Genomic DNA, 16,582 nt, shown 5'->3' on the forward strand with positions numbered 1-16,582 from the left:
CCACCGCGGGTTCTCAGCGCGCTCTCAGTAGGCGCAGGCCACAATGGTGATCATGCGCATTCTGGTGGTCGACGACGACCGTGCAGTGCGGGAGTCGCTGCGCCGGTCACTGAGCTTCAACGGATACACGGTCGACCTCGCGACGGACGGGCAGGACGCCCTCGAACAGGTCGCGACGTCGCGTCCGGATGCGATGGTGCTCGACGTCATGATGCCGCGCGTCGACGGTCTCGAAGTGTGCCGCCGGCTCCGCAGCACCGGCGACGACCTGCCGATCCTCGTCCTCACGGCGCGCGACTCCGTCTCGGAGCGGGTCGCGGGTCTCGACGCGGGGGCCGACGACTACCTGCCGAAACCGTTCGCGCTCGAGGAACTGCTCGCGCGACTGCGGGCGCTGCTGCGTCGTGCCGCGCCCGACCCGGACTCGTCCGCCGACGAGGTGCTGCGGTTCGCCGACCTCAGCCTCGACCCTGCGACCCGCGAGGTCACTCGCGGCGACCGGCCGATCAGCCTCACCCGCACCGAGTTCTCCCTGATGGAGATGCTCATGGCAAACCCGAGGAGGGTCCTCACGCGCAGTCGCATCCTCGAGGAGGTGTGGGGTTACGACTTCCCGACCTCCGGCAACGCCCTCGAGGTCTACGTGGGGTATCTGCGACGCAAGACCGAGGCCGGTGGGGAACCGCGCCTGATCCACACGGTGCGCGGCGTCGGGTACGTGCTGCGCGAGACCCCGCCGTGAGCGACCTGATGCGACCACCTCTTCTCCTGACCCGCTCGGTGCCGCTGCGCATCCGCGTCACGCTTCTCGCGGCCGGCGCAGTGGCGCTCGCCGTCGCCGTCACCTCCATCGCGGCCTACGCCGTGGTCTCGCGGGCGTTGTACTCGGAGGTCGACACCCAGTTGCGGGCGCGGGCCGCCGCGCTCGTCGAGTCGAGCACCCTCATCACCTACGACCCGCGCTACATCGGTGGGGCCCAGCTCTACAGCTCCGACATCAGCGTTGCCCTGATCTACCCGGATCTCGGCAGGTACGTGCCGCCGGGCTCGTCGGTGCCCATCGGCGAACCCGAACTGGCGGTGGCCGAGGGCGACCGGGAGTCGTCGCTGCGCACCGTCGCCCAGCAGCGCGTACTGGCCCAGCGCATGCCCGACGGCAGCACGGTCGTGATCGCGCAGCGACTGCGTCCCACCGTCGAGATCCTCAACCGCCTGGCGAGTGTGCTGTTCATCGTCGGCGGGTGCGGGGTGGTGCTCGCCGCCGCCGTCGGCGCGACCGTCGGCCGCACCGGTCTGCGTCCCGTCGCCCGGCTCACCGCCGCCGCCGAGCGGGTCGCGCGCACCGACGACCTGCGGCCCATCCGGGTGACCGGCCACGACGAGCTCGCCCGCCTCACCGAGAGCTTCAACATGATGCTGCGTGCGCTCGCCGAGTCGCGAGAACGGCAGAGCCGGCTGGTCGCCGACGCCGGCCACGAACTGAAGACACCCCTGACCTCGCTGCGCACCAACATGGAACTGCTCATCGCCGCGAGCCGTCCCGGTGCACCGAGCCTGCCCGACGAGGACATGGCCGAGCTGCGGGCCGACGTCATCGGCCAGATCGAGGAGTTGTCGACGCTCGTCGGCGATCTCGTCGACCTCGCTCGTGAGGATGCGCCGGAGACGGTCTTCGAGGTCGTCGACGTCGCCGAGGTGGTGGACCGCAGTCTCGAACGTGCGCGTCGACGGCGTACCGACATCGAGTTCCGGGCCACCACCGAGCAGTGGTTCGTCTTCGGCGACCAGGCCGGACTCACCCGCGCCGTGGTCAACGTCCTCGACAATGCGGCCAAGTGGAGCCCGGCGGGGGAGGACGTCGTCGTGAACATGCGGCAGATCGCCAGCGGTCTGATGGAGCTGACCGTCGACGACGCCGGCCCGGGGATCCCGGAGGAGGAACGCGAACTGGTGTTCGAACGGTTCTACCGGGCGACGACCGCGCGGTCGATGCCGGGATCCGGTCTGGGACTGGCCATCGTGCGACAGATGGTCACGAAGCACGGCGGGACGATCGCCGTCGAACGGTCGAATCGGGGCGGCGCGCTGATCCGCATCGTGCTGCCCGGCACACCGGCCCTCGACGGAGAGACACACCCCACCGAGATCGAGTGAATTCGACAGCAGAATTGCGGGTACTTCTGAGGCGACTCTCAGCTGCCCGGTCCATGCTGGACGAAGAAGCGCGGAGGTGCTCGACGCACCCCGCATCATCGGCCACCGCACGCCGACGTCGACCCGTATGCGTCCGGTGGCCCCGGCGGACGAAGGTGAAGTGACGAATGAGTGAGGACCCCACCCGCGGCGCGGGAGCACCGCAACCGCAACCCCATCCGTACGGCCCCGGCGGATACACCGGCCCCTACCCGCAGACACCCCAGCAGTCGGCACCTCCGCCACCGACCGCAGGATTTGGCCGGATGCCGGGTCGCTCCGCCCTCGCCGTGGGGGCCATCGCGCTCGCGCTGGTGAGCGGCGGCATCGGTGGCGCGGTCGGCGCGTGGTCGGTGCGCGATTCGTCCGGACCGGTCGTCAACTCCCTCGACGCTCCGAAGCCCGATACCCAGTCGGTCGCCGCTGCCCCCGAGGGCAGCGTGCAGGCCGTCGCCGACAAGGTCGTGCCGAGCGTCGTGCGGATCGAGGTCGCAGGACGCACCGGCGCGGGTGAAGGGTCGGGCGTGGTCCTGTCGTCGGACGGATTGATCCTCACCAACAACCACGTCGTGGCGGGTGGAGGTCAGGGGGCGCAACTGACGGTCTTCTTCTCGGACGGGTCCACCGCGCCGGCGACGGTCGTCGGTGCGGATGCGGTGTCGGACATCGCTGTCATCCGGACCGAAGGGCGCACCGATCTCACTCCCATCGAACTCGGTAGTTCGGAGAATCTCGCGGTAGGCCAGGAGGTCGTGGCCGTCGGATCACCGCTCGGACTGCAGAGCACCGTGACGGCGGGCATCGTGTCCGCACTCAACCGGCCCGTGTCCACGAGCGGGGACAACGCCAATCAGGCGTCGGTCATCGACGCGATCCAGACCGACGCGGCGATCAACCCCGGCAACTCCGGCGGTGCGCTGGTCGACATGGAAGGCCGCCTCGTCGGCATCAACACCGCGATCGCCACGGCCGGCGGACAGTCGGGTTCGATCGGCCTCGGTTTCGCGATCCCCGTCGAACAGGCCCGGCGTGTCGCGCAGGAACTCGTCGACACGGGTAAGGCGACGCACGCGATCATCGGTGTCCAGGTTCCGTCCCGGGACGACGCCTACGGTGCGCGCGTCGTGGAGGTCGTGCCCGACGGGCCGGCCGACCGAGCCGGAATCCCCGACAACGCGATCATCGTCCGGATCGACGATCGGGTCGTGACCGACGGCGACTCGCTCATCGCCGCGATCCGCTCCCGCGCGCCGGGGGACACCGTGAAGATCACCTACAAGACGCCCGACGGCAACGAGACCACAGTCGACGTGGTGACTGCGTCGGATTCGGCCGGACGATGAGGAACGACATGGACATAGCTCACATTCCGGTACAAGAGCCGCATGCTTTCGAGCCGCAAACTACCGTGGACCTCATGGAACTCGAAGCTCCCAGAAAAGGCCGCGCACTCGTCGTCGTCGTCGACGATCGCGTCTCCCACGGCGACAGTCCGGACTCCGCGGGCCCGCTCGTCACGGAGCTTCTCGTCGAAGGTGGCTTCGCCGTCGACGGTGTCGTCACGGTCGCTGCCGACGAGGTCGAGATCCGAAATGCACTCAATACCGCAGTGATCGGCGGCGTCGACCTGGTGATCTCCGTCGGTGGCACCGGTGTCACCCCGCGCGATGTGACTCCCGACGCGACCGAGGACGTACTCGATCATGAGATCCGCGGCATCGCCGAGGCGCTGCGTTCGTCGGGCCTGGCGTCGGGCGCCGTCGACGCCGGCCTCTCCCGTGGTCTCGTGGGAGTCTCGGGATCGACGCTCGTGGTGAACCTCGCGTCGTCGCGTCCCGCCATCCGCGACGGGATGGCGACGTTGTTGCCTCTCGCCGCGCACGTCATCGAAGAGTTGTCCTGGATGGAGGAGTGACGACGCCGTGTCCGACGACCGTGATCCCTCGCACGACGAGGTGACCGGCGAGCAGCAGCAGAGCCGTGCCCGGATCGACCGGGCACGGCTGGCGCGCATCTTCGGGGATGTACTTCCCGAGACGACACGCGACGAACGCGGCGAGAACGACTCCGGCGGTGGCGACTCGGATGAATGGCTGCGCAGGCAGGTGCCTCCGCACCATTCCGGTGGGTGATCTGTATCACTGATGTCGAGTTGCGCTCAACCGGATTCCAACCCGTTGTCGACCGCAACGAAACGTCGCCGCAACGGTCCGTTCATCTCCATCTGGTCCGCGCGATCTTTTGGATCTGTGTTTCCAGTCACAGAAGGCATTTCGTCCTGCACTCCGGGTGCACTGAATATGTGGCTTCTACCTGCGCCGATGTGGCGGTGGGCGGGTCATGTACGTGTAATCCCGGGTTACATATTCCACCCCGAAAAGTGTCCGATTTGCCCGCTTCGGTGAATCGCTGGGCGTGTGGCCTGCACCGCGCCTATACCGGAGCGTTACGAAAGCTAGGCGTTGCTCCAGGAATGGTCACGGTCTAATCTCCCTCTCAGGTTCAAACCGGTCGAGCCCAGGCTTCACGGCCTGGGCTCGGTCACGAATCGGTAAAGCAAAACCGTGCGGACGATGGACGTACCGACACACCGACGGGTGATCCGCCGGTGTGTTCGCTGTGGACAGCGGCCCGCGGGCGACAGGGCGACCACTTGTTGTCGGACGCGGTGCGCAACCCGGCACGCAGAGAACGGATGAGGCATTCATGAAGATTCAGACGCGACGTGGCTTCCGGGCCACCCGCAACGCCACGGTGGCAGCAGCTGCTGTGGCCGGTCTGGTTCTCGGATCGGCCGGCGCCGCAGGTGCCGAGGTCAACGACCAGAACCGGATCGTCTCCAACGGCCACGAGGTCATCGTCACGCAGGAGGACACCTTCATCAACGGTGTGCCCCCGATCGGCGGCAGCCCGCTGAGCCGTGAGTGGTTCCACAACGGCCGCGGCATCGCCAACATCGTCGGCCCCGAGGCGGCGGACTTCGAGGGTTCGACCTTCCAGTTCGGCTACCAGGTCGCGTGGAGCGCTTCGGTAGACGGCGCGGTCGGTTTCAGCTGGACCAGCCCGCAGATTGAGCTGGGTGCAGTGCGAGGTGTCAAGAACGTGCCTCTCTACGACCAGGTGTGGAATACCAACGACGACGGTAAGTACATCGACTACGACGGCAACGTTGTCGAAGCAGAGGACCGCGTCCCCGCGACAACAGATGGCACCGAAAAGGGTGACCCGCTGTTCGTCCCGAATGGGAAGACCAGCCCTGAGCCGTACGCCGAGGACGCCCTCGAAACGTCCGGGCTGCTGCCGCAGGCTACGGTCGCGATCGAGCTGACCCCGGCTCCTGGTATCGAAGAGGTTGTAGTCGCCGAAGGTGAGTTCGACGGCGACTTCAAGGAAGTTCAGATCGCCAACGTCCACGGTGCCGCTACAGGCGTCATCGGCCCGGTCTCCCTCCGTCCGTTCGTCCGTGTGATCACCGAGAACGGCGACAACGTCACCACCTACGGCCAGGTCTGGACCCTCTAGTCCTGCTCCGCGCCATCCCGCAAGAAATCCCCACCACCACAAACGGAGTAATCATGGGAATCAAGTCGCGTGGCTTCAAGGCCGCTCGTAACGCCACCGTCGCCGGTGCCGCCGTCCTCGGTCTGGTGCTCGGTGCCTCGGGCGCCGCTTCGGCCGAGGTCAACGACCAGAACCGCATCGTCTCCGACGGCCTCGAGGTCGTCGTGACCCAGGAAGACACCTTCATCCAGGGTGTTCCGGCCCTCGGTGGCAGCCCGTTCAACCGCGAGTTCTTCCACAACGGCCGCGGCACCGCGAACCTCCTCGGTGAGGGCGCAGCCGACGCCGAGGGCACCACCTTCCAGTTCGGCTACCAGTTCGCGTGGGCCGGCAGCATCGACGGTGCCATCGGCGTGACCTACTCCACCCCGCAGCTGGAGCTCGAGATCAGCGACTCTGTCGGCGCAACCGTTACCGACATCCTCCCGCAGGCCTACGCCGAGCTCGAGCTGACCCCGGCTCCGGGCATCGAGGAGCTCGTCGTCGCCGAGGGCGAGTTCGACGGTGATTTCAAGACCGTTCAGTTCTCCAACGTCCACGGCACGGCCTCCGGCGTCCTCGGCGCCGTCCAGGTCCGTCCGTTCGTCCGCGCCATCACGGCCAACGGCGACAACGTCACCACCTACGGCGCTCCCTGGACCGTCTAAGTAGACGTCCGGCTCAGGCCGAACACAGCACGACAAGACCGGGCTCGCTCGAATCTCGAGCGGGCCCGGTCTTTTTCGTCGTCGACCACCTACTCGATGCCCGGGTTGGGTTTGGCGTGAGCGCCCTGAGTAGCCTGGCCGGCCTGTGCCTCGAGGATGTCGCGGATCTGGATGAGCAGGTCCTCGGCGCTGGCCTGCTTGTCCTCCGGTTCGGTGACGAACTTCTTCTTCGCCGCGTTGGCGGGGACGATGAGCACGAAGTACACGACCGCGGCGATGATGATGAAGTTGATGATCGCGGAGATCACCGCGCCGATGTTCACGAAGGTCTCCGGGTTGCCGCTCACGATCTCGAAGCCCCAGCCCATCTCGTTGTCGCCGCCCACCGCGCTGATGAGCGGCTCGATGATGTTCGCGGTGAAGGCGGTGACGATAGCGGTGAATGCCGCACCGACCACGACCGCGACGGCGAGATCGAGGACGTTGCCCCTGAGTATGAAGTCCTTGAAGCCCTTCAGCATGGTGTGCTCCTTTTCGCGGCCTGTCCGCCGGAGCCGCGCACATGAGGTAGGTCACACGGACGTTCACACGATAAACCGCGAGGTCGGTTACGGGTGGCGATTGCGCTGGGGAAACGAGCGGATGCTCAGTGCAGTGTGACGGTCAGAGCACTGACGAGTGACGCCGCCGCGACCGCCGTGGCAGGTTCGGGCTCCAGCGCGACCAGCACGACCCGCTCGTTCCGATCCCTCGTCGAACCGCCGGATTCGGCCAGCACCACCACTGCACCCCGAGCGAGGACGTGGGCGCCGGGCAGGGGTCCCTCTTCGGTCTCCGTCACCGTCAGGACATCGACGCGGTCGCCCTCACGGAGCAGTTCGCTCACCCCGGCATCGGCGAGCCGGATGGGCACTACGCGGGCCTCGGTGGAGCCGGTGGCGACTGCGGCGAGACGAGGACCGAGAAGGCGGGTGTCCACGAGGGGTTCACCGGCCGGCACAGGGCCGGCGAGAGTGTGGCCCACGGCGTCGTCGACGTCGTGCAGGGTCCCGGCGACCACAGTGGACCGATCGCGCTCCACGTGCGCGACATCGTCGGCCGTGAGGGTGTGCCCGGGCGCGAGATCGTGAGCCGCGACAACGACACCCACACGATCGGTGTCGGGGTCGCCGCGCAGCGCGAGGATCACCGCGAGGACGGCGAGGAGTCCGGCCGCGATCCGTCGGGCCCGGACGATGCGCGACCAGCCGGGGCGGAGGAGTTCGACGAACCGGTCGGGGAGGGTGGGCTGCAGCGAGGCACCCGCAGAGGAGCGCGAGTGGTGCGGATGCGCGCGCGCACGCTGGAGGAACGAGAAAGGGCCGACGGGCATGCCCCGAACCTAGAAGGTGGGGATGCTCTGTCGGCCCCGATGAACCCTCGGAGACGGCGGTCTGTGGATGACTCGACCGCCTGTGGACAAAGGAGTCCGGAGGTCAGCTCGCGGCGGCCGCCGGAGCCGAGGACGTGCTGCTCGACGACGAGCTGCTGTCGCTCGACGAGGAGCTGGTCGAGCTCGTCGACGCGGATTCGCTCGCGGTGCTGCCGCTGCGGGAGTCGGTGCGGTAGAAGCCGCTGCCCTTGAACACGATGCCGACCGAGTTGAAGAGCTTGCGCAGCTTGCCCTCGCACTGCGGGCATTCGGTCAGGGAGTCGTCACTGAAGGACTGCACGATGTCGAACTTGTTGTCGCAGGCCGTGCAGGCATATGAGTAGGTGGGCACCGGTTGATCCTCCGCCAGTTCGTCGAACCGCAGTATTCGTCGTACTGCAGTTTTGGCACTCTACCGCCGACAGTGCCAACAGCGCTAGGGAGTGTGTTGTTCCGCACGGTCGCCGCTACCGAGCCGGACCAGCCCTTTCCCGGGTGTCAGCGCCCATCCCATACGGATGTCGTGGGGGTCCTCGGGGAGTTCGTCGACGAGCTCTTCATCGCGGACCACCGCGATGATCACGGCCTCGGGTGAGGCGAGGTGCAAGGTGCGGTCGTAGAAGCCGGCGCCGCGGCCGAGCCGCACGCCCCGCGCGTCCACCGCCAGGGCCGGGACGAGCACCGTGTGAGCCTTCGCCACCGCCTCGGGCGGGAAGATCTCACCACCCGGCTCGCGCAGCCCGAAATCGGCCGCCATCAGCGTCTTCTCGCCCATGTAGCGGGCCCACGACAACGGTTCGCCGGTGCGGGTCACCGGGACGAGCACCGTCGTTCCGGCCTCGGTCAGAGCGTCGAGGAGCGCGATCGATCCGGGCTCCGAACCCACGGGCACATATGCGCACACCATCGACCCCGCCGGGGCCAGCGTCGAGGCCACCGTGGCGAGCGCGGTGTCCTCGATTCTGCGCCTCGCAGCACTCAGCTCGCGCCGAGCTGTAAGAATGCGGTCACGCCAGACCGCTTTCGGGGGTGGGGGCATGTCTGCGCCTTACGATCGCCGAACCACCGTCCTCGGTGGCCGAAGTTTAGGGTGGGAGTCTATGACGAACAGTACGACCGGAGGCACGCGGCATTTCAAGACCGCGGTTGTCCCCGCAGCAGGTATGGGGACGCGGTTCCTTCCCGCAACCAAGACGGTTCCGAAGGAACTCCTGCCGGTGGTCGACACGCCCGGCATCGAGCTCGTGGCGGGTGAAGCCGCGGAGTCGGGCGCCGAACGCCTTCTCATCGTGACAGCGCCGGGTAAGGACGGCGTGGTCGCGCACTTCGTCGAGGACCTCGTCCTCGAGTCCAAGCTCGAGGAGAAGGGCAAGTACGAGCTCCTCGCCAAGGTCCGCAAGGCCCAGGGGCTGCTCGAGGTCGAGTCCGTGGTCCAGGAGAAGCCGCTCGGCCTCGGTCACGCCGTGGCGTGCGCCGAAGAGGCGCTCGATCCCGACGAGGACGCGATCGCCGTGCTGCTGCCCGACGACCTCGTGCTGCCGGTCGGCGTGCTCGAGACGATGCAGCGCGTCCGCGCCAAGCGTGGCGGTTCTGTGCTGTGCGCGATCGACGTGCCCAAGGAACAGGTCAGCGCGTACGGCGTCTTCGACGTCGAGGTCGTGCCGGACGCCGCCAACCCCGACGTGCTCAAGGTACTCGGCATGGTCGAGAAGCCGGCCGTAGAGGACGCACCGTCGACCTTCGCCGCCGCCGGCCGATACCTGCTCGACCGGGCGATCTTCGACGCACTGCGTCGCATCGAGCCCGGAGCCGGGGGAGAGTTGCAGCTCACCGACGCGATCGCCCTGCTCATCTCCGAGGGCCACCCCGTTCACGTGGTGGTGCACCGCGGCACCCGACACGACCTCGGAAATCCCGGGGGCTATCTGCGCGCTGCGGTTGACTCGGCGTTGAACACGGAAGAGTACGGGCCCTCGCTGCGCGAGTGGCTCATCGAGCGCTTGAAGCGCTGACTGCAGGACGGGCTGGAGGACGAGAAGCGGTATGCGGTCGGTTGAGGATCAGCAGGCCAGGGTCACGGCGGCGGCAGTCGCACCCCGGCCGGTCCGGGTGGCCATTTCCGAGGCGCAGGGTCTGCTGTGCGCGGAGGAAGTGGTCACCGAGCGACCCCTACCCGGATTCGACCAGGCGGCGATCGATGGCTACGCCGTGCGCAGCGTCGACCTCCAAGCCCCGGCCGAGACCGACGGCGGGTCCGCGCCCGCCGAGGTGACGCTGCCGGTCGTGGGCGAGGTGCGTGCCGGTTCGCGTCAGCCGATCCGTCTCCAGCCCCGTCAGGCGGTGCGCGTCGACACCGGTGCGCCGCTGCCGACGCTCGCCGACGCGGTGCTGCCGCTCGACAACACCGACGGCGGTGCCGCGCGCATCAAGGTGCTCGAACCGGTGCGGTCCGGCGACTACGTGCGCCGCACCGGCGACGACGTCCAGCCCGGCGACATCGCAGTGCGGGCCGGGACGATCATCGGGGCCGCCCAGGTAGGTCTGCTCGCCGCGGTCGGCCGCGACAAGGTGCTCGTCCATCCGCGCCCGCGACTGTCGGTCATCTCCGTCGGCGGCGAACTCGTCGACGTCGACCGCACCCCGGGGCCGGGACAGGTCTACGACGTCAACTCCTACGCGCTGGCCGCGGCCGCGCGTGACGCCGGAGCCGACGTCAACCGGGTCGGGATCGCCAGTACCGACCCGAAGCGGCTGCGCGAGGTCGTCGAGGGTCAGCTGATCCGCGCCGAGATCGTCGTGATCGCCGGGGCCGTGGGCGGCGGCGCGCTCGAGGAGGTCCGCGAGGCGCTGTCCGATCTCGGCGAGATGGGCGTCGAGCGGATCGCGATGCATCCGGGCTCGGTCCAGGGCTTCGGACGTCTCGGCCGCGACGAGGTGCCGACCTTCCTGCTGCCCGCCAATCCGGTGAGCGCGCTCGTCGTCTTCGAGGTGATGGTCCGGCCGCTGATCCGCATCGCGCTCGGCCGTCGCCAGCCGATGCGCCGCGTGGTCTCGGCACGCACGGTCGCCCCCATCACCTCGATCCCCGATCGCAAGGGTTTCCTGCGCGGCCGGCTCATGCGCGACGAAACGACGGGCGACTATCTCGTGCAGGCGCTCGGCGGCGCCGCGGGTTCGTCGTCGCATCTGCTCGCCACCCTCGCCGAGGCGAACTGTCTCGTCATCGTCGATCCCGAGGTCTCCGAAATCCGCACGGGAGACCCGGTGGACGTGGCGTTCCTCGGGCAGCGTGGTTGATGTCCCGTCATCCCGGCTGGCCGGCGGAGCTCGGGCCGCTGCGGGTGGCAGGGGGCGTGGTGACCGTCCGATCGATCCGACTGCGCGACGCCGCGGCGTGGAGCCGTCTGCGTCTGCGTGATCGCGCGCATCTCGAGCCGTGGGAGCCGACCGGTGAGGCGCCGTGGGACATGCGGCACCACATCTCGGTGTGGCCCGGGCTCTACCGGAGTCTGCGCTCGGAGGCCCACAAGGGCCTGATGCTGCCGATGGCCATCGAGCTGGACGGCAGATTCTGCGGGCAGCTGACGGTGGGCAACATCGTGCGCGGAGCGTTGCGCTCGGCCTGGATCGGCTATTGGGTGGAGAAGGAGGTCAACGGCCTCGGTGTCGCGACCGCCGCCGTCGCCCTGGGCCTCGACCACTGCTTCGGCCCGGTCGGGCTGCACCGCGTCGAGGCCACCGTGCGCCCGGAGAACGAGGCCAGCCGCGCGGTGCTGCGCAAGGTCGGCTTCCGCGAGGAAGGTCTGCTGAAGCGCTACCTCGACGTCCAGGGCCGGTTCCGCGACCATCTGCTGGTCGCGATGACGGTCGAGGAGGTGCCGGGCTCGGTCTCGGATCGCCTCGTCCGTGCCGGTCGCGCGACCTGGTCCTGATCGCTTTCCGTCTCGAGTCGGGTTCGTCCGCTATGTAACGCAGGTTACTCGCAACTCGAGTAACAATCCCCAGCGCGTGTGGGATCTCTGTGATTAGAGTGAAGAAAGTGTCAATTGGTTTCGCGTGACTCGAGTGACGTCTGTTGTCGATCGAGTCGGCGTTTCTGTACAGGTAAACGCGGTGATGCCGTTAGCCTCATGTAGGTCGGTGGCGTCGACGGGCTGGTAGGGCGACGACTGGAGGGAGGACCACCGGATGCCGAACTCGCTTCTGTGGATCGGGCTCGTTGCCGTGTGGTTGTTCGTTCTGGTTCCCATGCTGGTCACGAAGCGTCCTCGAATCCGGCAGACGACCGACGCCGCGCTCGCAACTCGAGTTCTGCACCGCGGAGACGACGAGCCGATCACCCCTCGAGGGCCGGCCGCCGGGCACCGCAGCGATCCTCATTGGCGTCCGAGTCGTGACCGCACGCACCGCACCCCCGCGGAGGACCGCATGAACACTGAACTCGACGACAGGCCGGAGATCGATTCCGACGAGGCCGACGTCCACCACGAAGCAGCACCCGATCGTGAGCCCGTGCGCGCACACGCACCGCAACGCCGGGGCCGCGGCGGATTCGACCCGCACGCCGATGCGGTCGCCAGCGCCGCACGATACGAATTCCGGCAGCGGGCCGTCCTCGGCCTGCTGATCGCCGCGATCATGACCTCGGCGCTCGCCCTGATCGTCTCGTCGGTCATGTGGTGGCTCGCCGGTCTCGCGGCCGTGGCCCTCGTCGCCTATCTGTTCTACCTGCGGCGCCAGGTGCATCTCGAGCAGGAGATCCGGCGGCGTCGCCTCGCGCGACTGCAACGGTCCCGCGCGGGGGCCCGCGGCGGCCACGACGACGTTCCACAGCGCCTGCGTCGCCCGGGGGCCGTGGTCCTCGAGGTCGACGACGAGGATCCGGAGTTCGAGCACCTCGATCGCTACGAGGACGACTACGGCATCGACCACGGCTACGACGTCCGAGCGAGCGACGGCGACGACGAGTCCGGCGACTACGTCGTTCCCCGCGCAGTGGGGGAATGATCGTCCTGCGACGCTTACGGCGGGGCCCGCATCGAATCTGTGCGGGCCCCGACCCGGCTTCGGAGCAGGCCGTGAAATCGCCCGTCACCTGCGCCGACACTCCGATTTCGTGATGGACGGGGTGGTTTGCTAGAGTTTGCGAGTCGGTTCCCTCGGAACCTACGGGGCTGTGGCGCAGTTGGTAGCGCGCTTCGTTCGCATCGAAGAGGTCAGGGGTTCGATTCCCCTCAGCTCCACCCCTGAAAGCCCCGCCCTCGGCGGGGCTTTCGTCGTATGCAGGGCCATTCGCTGGCGGGTCCACGCCGAACCCGGCAGACTGTGTGGCATGGACCACAGGATGAGTGACGACGAGTTGCGTCGGGCGATCCGGGTACTGCGCGAGCGCGCCGACCTCGCGCGCAGCGAGAATCGCCACGACGATGTCGAGATGATCGAGCGCACGATTCGGCAATACCAGGAGGAGATGGCCCAGCGGCTCTGAGTTTCCATCCGCCGGAGCCCAACACTCCGGCTCACAGGTCGCTTCGCTCGGACACACAAGTCGCTTCGCTCGGACACACAAGTCGCTTCGCTCCGGACACACAAGTCGCTTCGCTCCGGCGCATCCGGTTCGTCCGTGGCGCGCCGGAGCGTCGAGTCGTCACGGCGAGGCTAGGGTGTCGCCATGGCGATCACCGACCTGCGCGGAACCAAATTCCTTGTGACCGGCGCGGCCAGCGGAATCGGCCGCGCCCTGGCCCATGCGGCCTCCGATCGCGGGGCCCGGCTGGTGCTCACCGACCTGCAGGAGGCGGCCCTCGACGAGGTCGTCCGCAGCGTTCGTGAACGCGGCGGCACCGTGCTGCACTCGGCCGCCCTCGACATCTCCGACTACGAGGCCGTCACCGCCTTCGCCCGCGACGTGCACGAGGCGTGCGGGTCGCTCGACATCGTCGCCAACGTCGCCGGAGTGTCGGTGTGGGGCACCGTCGACCGGCTGCAGCACGAGCACTGGAAGCTCATGGTGGACGTCAACCTCATGGGGCCCATCCACGTCATCGAGAACTTCGTGCCGGCCATGATCGAGGCCGGTCGCGGCGGGCACATCGTCAACGTCTCCTCGGCCGCCGGGCTGCTCGCCCTGCCGTGGCACGCCGCCTACAGCGCAAGCAAGTTCGGTCTGCGGGGAGTGTCGGAGGTGCTGCGGTTCGACCTCAAGCGCGACTGCATCGGTGTCTCGCTGGTCGTCCCGGGGGCCGTGCGTACACCGCTCGTCGACACCGTGCAGATCGTCGGCGTCGACCGTGATCGTCCCGAGGTCCGCAAACTCACCCAACGGTTCGTCCGCCACGCCGCGACTCCCGAGAAGGTGGCCGAGCGCATCGTCACCGGCATCCTGAAGAACCGCTTCATGGTCTACACGTCCTTCGACACCCGGTTCGGTTACTGGTGGGCGCGTAAGTTCGCGCCGCCCTACAACCTCGTCATGCAGGCCGCCAACGACTACTTCCGTCGCGTCGTCGGCACCAAATGAAATTCGGCGCGACATGATTCAGTGGATCCGACACCGCTCGGCGGGGCCGGAACCACCTGAATCATTCCGGCGCGCGGTGCAGCTCGGCGTGCAAATGATGCGTCAGAGGGGTGTCGGCGTGGGCCATCCAGAAGTCGTAGACCAGCACGTCGCCGTCGACCTCGAAACGCCGCCGGACCTCGTGCACGGGCTTGGCGTCGGGTGAGCGCTCCAGGGTGAGGGTGGTGAAGTCCAGCACGCCGCCCTCCGGCCGGGCCCGCTGGATCTCGACGAACCCGGTGGGCTGCGAGACGAGCAGTTCGACGTCGTCGCCGCTGCGGCGCAGGTAGCCGTTCTCGGTGTGCAACGGGCGTCCCTCCGTGCGGTGCCGCGTACGGCTGACGTACATCAGGACGGGCTTTCCGGGAATGGTGGCGAACTCGATCGTCTCGTCGTACGCGAAGTCGTCGATGGTGCGGTAGTGGCCGTCGCCACCTCCGGTCCAGCGCCCGGCGAACGGTGCCAGGCACCCGAGCAGGTCGTCGGCCATGAAATCTCCCTCGTGTTCTCGGTGTGTTCTTCGCAATCGTTGCCGCCGTACTCGACGCGCCTGACCCGGATGCCGCCGTCCTGCGCGATACCGTGAGCATATGAGTCATCGCTGGGGTGTCGAGTCCGAAGTCGGTGAACTCCGCGCCGTGATGCTGCACCGGCCCGGTGCCGAACTCGAACGCCTCACGCCCCGCAACAACGACCAGCTGCTCTTCGACGCCCTGCCGTGGGTGGCGCGCGCCCAGGAGGAACACGACGCCTTCGTCGAGCTGCTGCGCAGCCGCGGGGTGGAGGTGTTCCTGCTGGCCGACCTGCTCACCGAGACACTCGAGGCCAGTGGCGCCGCGCGGGTGCAAAGCGTGTCGTCGGCCGTCGACGCACAGCGTCTCGGTTATGCCCTCGCGGAGGAGTTGACGGGCCATCTGCGTGCCCTGCCCGCTGCCGAGCTCGCCCGGATCCTCATCGCGGGCATGACCTTCGACGAACTGCCCGCGGTGGGCAACGGCGCTGCCCCGTCCCTCGTGCGGCTGATGCACCACGGTTCCGATTTCGCGATCGCACCGCTGCCGAACCTGCTCTTCACGCGCGATTCGTCCTTCTGGATCGGCTCGCGCGTGGCGATCCCCAATCTTGCGCTGCCCGCGCGCCGGCGCGAGACCAGCCTCACCGACCTCATCTACGCCTTTCACCCGCAATTCCTCCACGTGCGACGCGCGTACGAATCGCACACCGCGCCCGTCGAGGGTGGCGACGTGTTGCTCCTCGCGCCCGGCGTCGTCGCCGTGGGGGTGGGGGAGAGGACGAGTCCGGCCGGTGCGGAAGCGTTGGCGCGCAGTGTCTTCGACGACGAGCTCGCGCACACCGTGTTGGCGGTCCCGATCGAGCAGCGCCGGGCGTCGATGCACCTCGACACCGTGTGCACGATGGTCGACGTCGACGCGGTGGTGATGTACCCGGCGATCCGGGACAGCCTCCAGGCGTTCGCCATCCACCGCGAGAACGGCGCGGTGCAGATCTCGGGGCCGCGCCCCTTCCTCGAGGCCGCCGCCGACGCGATGGGGATCGAGAAACTGCGTGTCATCGACACCGGTCTGGATTCCGTTGTCGCCGAGCGTGAGCAGTGGGACGACGGGAACAACACGCTGGCCGTGGCGCCCGGCGTCGTCGTCGCCTACGAACGCAATGTCGAGACGAACACCCGCCTCGAGGATTCGGGGATCGAGGTACTGCGGATCGCCGGGTCGGAACTCGGTTCCGGCCGCGGCGGTCCACGATGCATGTCGTGCCCGCTCTCGCGGGCGGTCCTGTAACTCCTCGTCAGAGGATCTCGCGCACCTTGTCGACCGGACGCGCGAGCACGGTGCCCTTGTCGGTGACGACCAGCGGACGCTCGATGAGGATCGGATTCGCGACCATCGCATCGAGCAGTTCGTCCTCGGACGCCTCGGCCAGGTTCAGCTCCTTGTAGAGCGATTCCTTCTTCCGGATCGCTCGACTCGGTGTGAGACCTGCCGCATCGAGCAGCGCCTGCAGTTCGTCTCGGGAGGGCGGAGTCTCGAGATATTTGATGACCGTGGGTTCGAGTCCGTTCTCCTTCAGCAACGCCAGAGTGTTGCGTGACGTGCTGCAGCGCGGGTTGTGATAGATCGTCGCCGTGGTTGCCATGGCCCGATTCTGCCCCGGCGCAATCCGTAACCCGCTGCCACCCGCCGCCGTGTT

20 protein-coding genes and 1 tRNA gene are annotated in these 16,582 nt (G+C 68.0%); 15 read left to right on the top strand and 6 right to left on the bottom strand.

What is annotated here, in order from left to right:
* The first annotated feature begins 46 nt into the window (after positions 1-46).
* The 7 genes from KXC42_RS05085 (at position 47) to KXC42_RS05115 (ending at position 6,401) form a co-directional block, all read left to right on the top strand.
* Entirely contained in the window at positions 47-742 is a 696-nt protein-coding gene (locus KXC42_RS05085; protein WP_170318560.1) for a response regulator transcription factor, read from the top strand.
* Between the two features lie 8 nt (positions 743-750).
* Entirely contained in the window at positions 751-2,154 is a 1,404-nt protein-coding gene (locus KXC42_RS05090) for a HAMP domain-containing sensor histidine kinase (protein WP_050993447.1), read from the top strand.
* Positions 2,155-2,321: 167 nt separating this feature from the next.
* Positions 2,322-3,536, top strand: coding sequence for a S1C family serine protease (locus tag KXC42_RS05095; RefSeq protein ID WP_198040599.1), 1,215 nt, complete (start codon positions 2,322-2,324; stop codon positions 3,534-3,536).
* A 74-nt stretch (positions 3,537-3,610) separates the two neighbouring features.
* Complete coding sequence (locus tag KXC42_RS05100) at positions 3,611-4,108, top strand: molybdenum cofactor biosynthesis protein B (RefSeq protein ID WP_006553786.1); 498 nt, start codon at positions 3,611-3,613, stop codon at positions 4,106-4,108.
* 7 nt (positions 4,109-4,115) lie between these two features.
* A complete protein-coding gene (locus KXC42_RS05105; protein WP_006553787.1) occupies positions 4,116-4,325 on the top strand; it encodes a hypothetical protein in 210 nt (69 codons plus the stop codon).
* A gap of 574 nt (positions 4,326-4,899) precedes the next feature.
* Positions 4,900-5,715 carry an MspA family porin gene (locus KXC42_RS05110; RefSeq protein WP_198040600.1) on the top strand — a complete coding sequence of 272 codons (816 nt, stop codon included), beginning with the start codon at positions 4,900-4,902 and terminating at the stop codon, positions 5,713-5,715.
* 53 nt (positions 5,716-5,768) lie between these two features.
* The gene (locus KXC42_RS05115; RefSeq protein WP_006553789.1) at positions 5,769-6,401 is read left to right on the top strand and encodes an MspA family porin; all 633 of its coding nucleotides are present in this window, start codon (positions 5,769-5,771) and stop codon (positions 6,399-6,401) included.
* Between the two features lie 89 nt (positions 6,402-6,490).
* On the opposite strand, the gene mscL is transcribed toward KXC42_RS05115, so the two are convergent.
* The 4 genes from mscL to KXC42_RS05135 form a co-directional block, all read right to left on the bottom strand.
* Positions 6,491-6,922, bottom strand: a complete 432-nt coding sequence (gene mscL, locus KXC42_RS05120; protein ID WP_006553790.1) for a large-conductance mechanosensitive channel protein MscL — start codon at positions 6,920-6,922, stop codon at positions 6,491-6,493.
* 125 nt (positions 6,923-7,047) lie between these two features.
* Positions 7,048-7,773, bottom strand: a complete 726-nt coding sequence (locus tag KXC42_RS05125) for an SAF domain-containing protein (RefSeq protein ID WP_006553791.1) — start codon at positions 7,771-7,773, stop codon at positions 7,048-7,050.
* A gap of 103 nt (positions 7,774-7,876) precedes the next feature.
* Positions 7,877-8,164, bottom strand: coding sequence for an FmdB family zinc ribbon protein (locus tag KXC42_RS05130; RefSeq protein ID WP_006553792.1), 288 nt, complete (start codon positions 8,162-8,164; stop codon positions 7,877-7,879).
* An 84-nt stretch (positions 8,165-8,248) separates the two neighbouring features.
* Entirely contained in the window at positions 8,249-8,851 is a 603-nt protein-coding gene (locus KXC42_RS05135) for a 5-formyltetrahydrofolate cyclo-ligase (protein ID WP_024103191.1), read from the bottom strand.
* Positions 8,852-8,912: 61 nt separating this feature from the next.
* On the opposite strand from KXC42_RS05135, the gene KXC42_RS05140 reads away from it, so the two are divergent.
* From KXC42_RS05140 to KXC42_RS05170, 7 genes are all read left to right on the top strand, one after another.
* A complete protein-coding gene (locus KXC42_RS05140; protein ID WP_006553794.1) occupies positions 8,913-9,824 on the top strand; it encodes a UTP--glucose-1-phosphate uridylyltransferase in 912 nt (303 codons plus the stop codon).
* A 31-nt stretch (positions 9,825-9,855) separates the two neighbouring features.
* Positions 9,856-11,109, top strand: coding sequence for a gephyrin-like molybdotransferase Glp (glp, locus tag KXC42_RS05145; protein ID WP_019288788.1), 1,254 nt, complete (start codon positions 9,856-9,858; stop codon positions 11,107-11,109).
* The gene (locus tag KXC42_RS05150; RefSeq protein ID WP_019288787.1) at positions 11,109-11,744 is read left to right on the top strand and encodes a GNAT family N-acetyltransferase; all 636 of its coding nucleotides are present in this window, start codon (positions 11,109-11,111) and stop codon (positions 11,742-11,744) included. Before glp ends, KXC42_RS05150 begins: the two co-directional genes overlap by 1 nt.
* A gap of 256 nt (positions 11,745-12,000) precedes the next feature.
* Positions 12,001-12,819: a gephyrin-like molybdotransferase receptor GlpR gene (gene glpR, locus KXC42_RS05155; protein WP_024103194.1), complete on the top strand. Its 819-nt coding sequence runs from the start codon at positions 12,001-12,003 to the stop codon at positions 12,817-12,819.
* Between the two features lie 163 nt (positions 12,820-12,982).
* Positions 12,983-13,055, top strand: a tRNA-Ala gene (locus KXC42_RS05160).
* 101 nt (positions 13,056-13,156) lie between these two features.
* Entirely contained in the window at positions 13,157-13,300 is a 144-nt protein-coding gene (locus tag KXC42_RS05165) for a hypothetical protein (protein ID WP_153811617.1), read from the top strand.
* Positions 13,301-13,483: 183 nt separating this feature from the next.
* Positions 13,484-14,332, top strand: a complete 849-nt coding sequence (locus KXC42_RS05170) for an SDR family oxidoreductase (protein WP_071934487.1) — start codon at positions 13,484-13,486, stop codon at positions 14,330-14,332.
* A 61-nt stretch (positions 14,333-14,393) separates the two neighbouring features.
* Here KXC42_RS05170 and KXC42_RS05175 read toward each other — a convergent pair whose 3' ends face one another.
* Entirely contained in the window at positions 14,394-14,861 is a 468-nt protein-coding gene (locus KXC42_RS05175; protein ID WP_219130004.1) for an FABP family protein, read from the bottom strand.
* 100 nt (positions 14,862-14,961) lie between these two features.
* Between KXC42_RS05175 and arcA the strand changes: the two genes are divergently transcribed.
* On the top strand, positions 14,962-16,173 hold the full coding sequence (gene arcA / locus KXC42_RS05180) for an arginine deiminase (protein WP_006553799.1): 1,212 nt from the start codon (positions 14,962-14,964) through the stop codon (positions 16,171-16,173).
* Between the two features lie 7 nt (positions 16,174-16,180).
* Here arcA and arsC read toward each other — a convergent pair whose 3' ends face one another.
* Positions 16,181-16,528, bottom strand: a complete 348-nt coding sequence (gene arsC, locus KXC42_RS05185; protein WP_006553800.1) for an arsenate reductase (glutaredoxin) — start codon at positions 16,526-16,528, stop codon at positions 16,181-16,183.
* Between the last annotated feature and the right edge of the window lie 54 nt (positions 16,529-16,582).

The organism is Rhodococcus sp. LW-XY12 (assembly GCF_019317345.1).
GTDB classification, from domain to species: domain Bacteria; phylum Actinomycetota; class Actinomycetes; order Mycobacteriales; family Mycobacteriaceae; genus Rhodococcus; species Rhodococcus pyridinivorans.

Excerpts from the sequence above, each read along its gene's own strand:
- mscL (WP_006553790.1), bottom strand. The coding sequence starts at position 6,922 with ATGCTGAAGGGCTTCAAGGACTTCATACTCAGGGGCAACGTCCTCGAT.
- arsC (WP_006553800.1), bottom strand. The coding sequence starts at position 16,528 with ATGGCAACCACGGCGACGATCTATCACAACCCGCGCTGCAGCACGTCA.
- KXC42_RS05125 (WP_006553791.1), bottom strand. The coding sequence starts at position 7,773 with ATGCCCGTCGGCCCTTTCTCGTTCCTCCAGCGTGCGCGCGCGCATCCG.
- KXC42_RS05175 (WP_219130004.1), bottom strand. The coding sequence starts at position 14,861 with ATGGCCGACGACCTGCTCGGGTGCCTGGCACCGTTCGCCGGGCGCTGG.
- KXC42_RS05095 (WP_198040599.1), top strand. The coding sequence starts at position 2,322 with ATGAGTGAGGACCCCACCCGCGGCGCGGGAGCACCGCAACCGCAACCC.
- KXC42_RS05150 (WP_019288787.1), top strand. The coding sequence starts at position 11,109 with ATGTCCCGTCATCCCGGCTGGCCGGCGGAGCTCGGGCCGCTGCGGGTG.
- KXC42_RS05110 (WP_198040600.1), top strand. The coding sequence starts at position 4,900 with ATGAAGATTCAGACGCGACGTGGCTTCCGGGCCACCCGCAACGCCACG.
- KXC42_RS05135 (WP_024103191.1), bottom strand. The coding sequence starts at position 8,851 with ATGCCCCCACCCCCGAAAGCGGTCTGGCGTGACCGCATTCTTACAGCT.
- KXC42_RS05100 (WP_006553786.1), top strand. The coding sequence starts at position 3,611 with ATGGAACTCGAAGCTCCCAGAAAAGGCCGCGCACTCGTCGTCGTCGTC.
- KXC42_RS05170 (WP_071934487.1), top strand. The coding sequence starts at position 13,484 with ATGGCGATCACCGACCTGCGCGGAACCAAATTCCTTGTGACCGGCGCG.
- glpR (WP_024103194.1), top strand. The coding sequence starts at position 12,001 with ATGCCGAACTCGCTTCTGTGGATCGGGCTCGTTGCCGTGTGGTTGTTC.
- KXC42_RS05165 (WP_153811617.1), top strand. The coding sequence starts at position 13,157 with ATGAGTGACGACGAGTTGCGTCGGGCGATCCGGGTACTGCGCGAGCGC.
- arcA (WP_006553799.1), top strand. The coding sequence starts at position 14,962 with ATGAGTCATCGCTGGGGTGTCGAGTCCGAAGTCGGTGAACTCCGCGCC.
- KXC42_RS05090 (WP_050993447.1), top strand. The coding sequence starts at position 751 with ATGCGACCACCTCTTCTCCTGACCCGCTCGGTGCCGCTGCGCATCCGC.
- KXC42_RS05115 (WP_006553789.1), top strand. The coding sequence starts at position 5,769 with ATGGGAATCAAGTCGCGTGGCTTCAAGGCCGCTCGTAACGCCACCGTC.
- glp (WP_019288788.1), top strand. The coding sequence starts at position 9,856 with ATGCGGTCGGTTGAGGATCAGCAGGCCAGGGTCACGGCGGCGGCAGTC.
- KXC42_RS05140 (WP_006553794.1), top strand. The coding sequence starts at position 8,913 with ATGACGAACAGTACGACCGGAGGCACGCGGCATTTCAAGACCGCGGTT.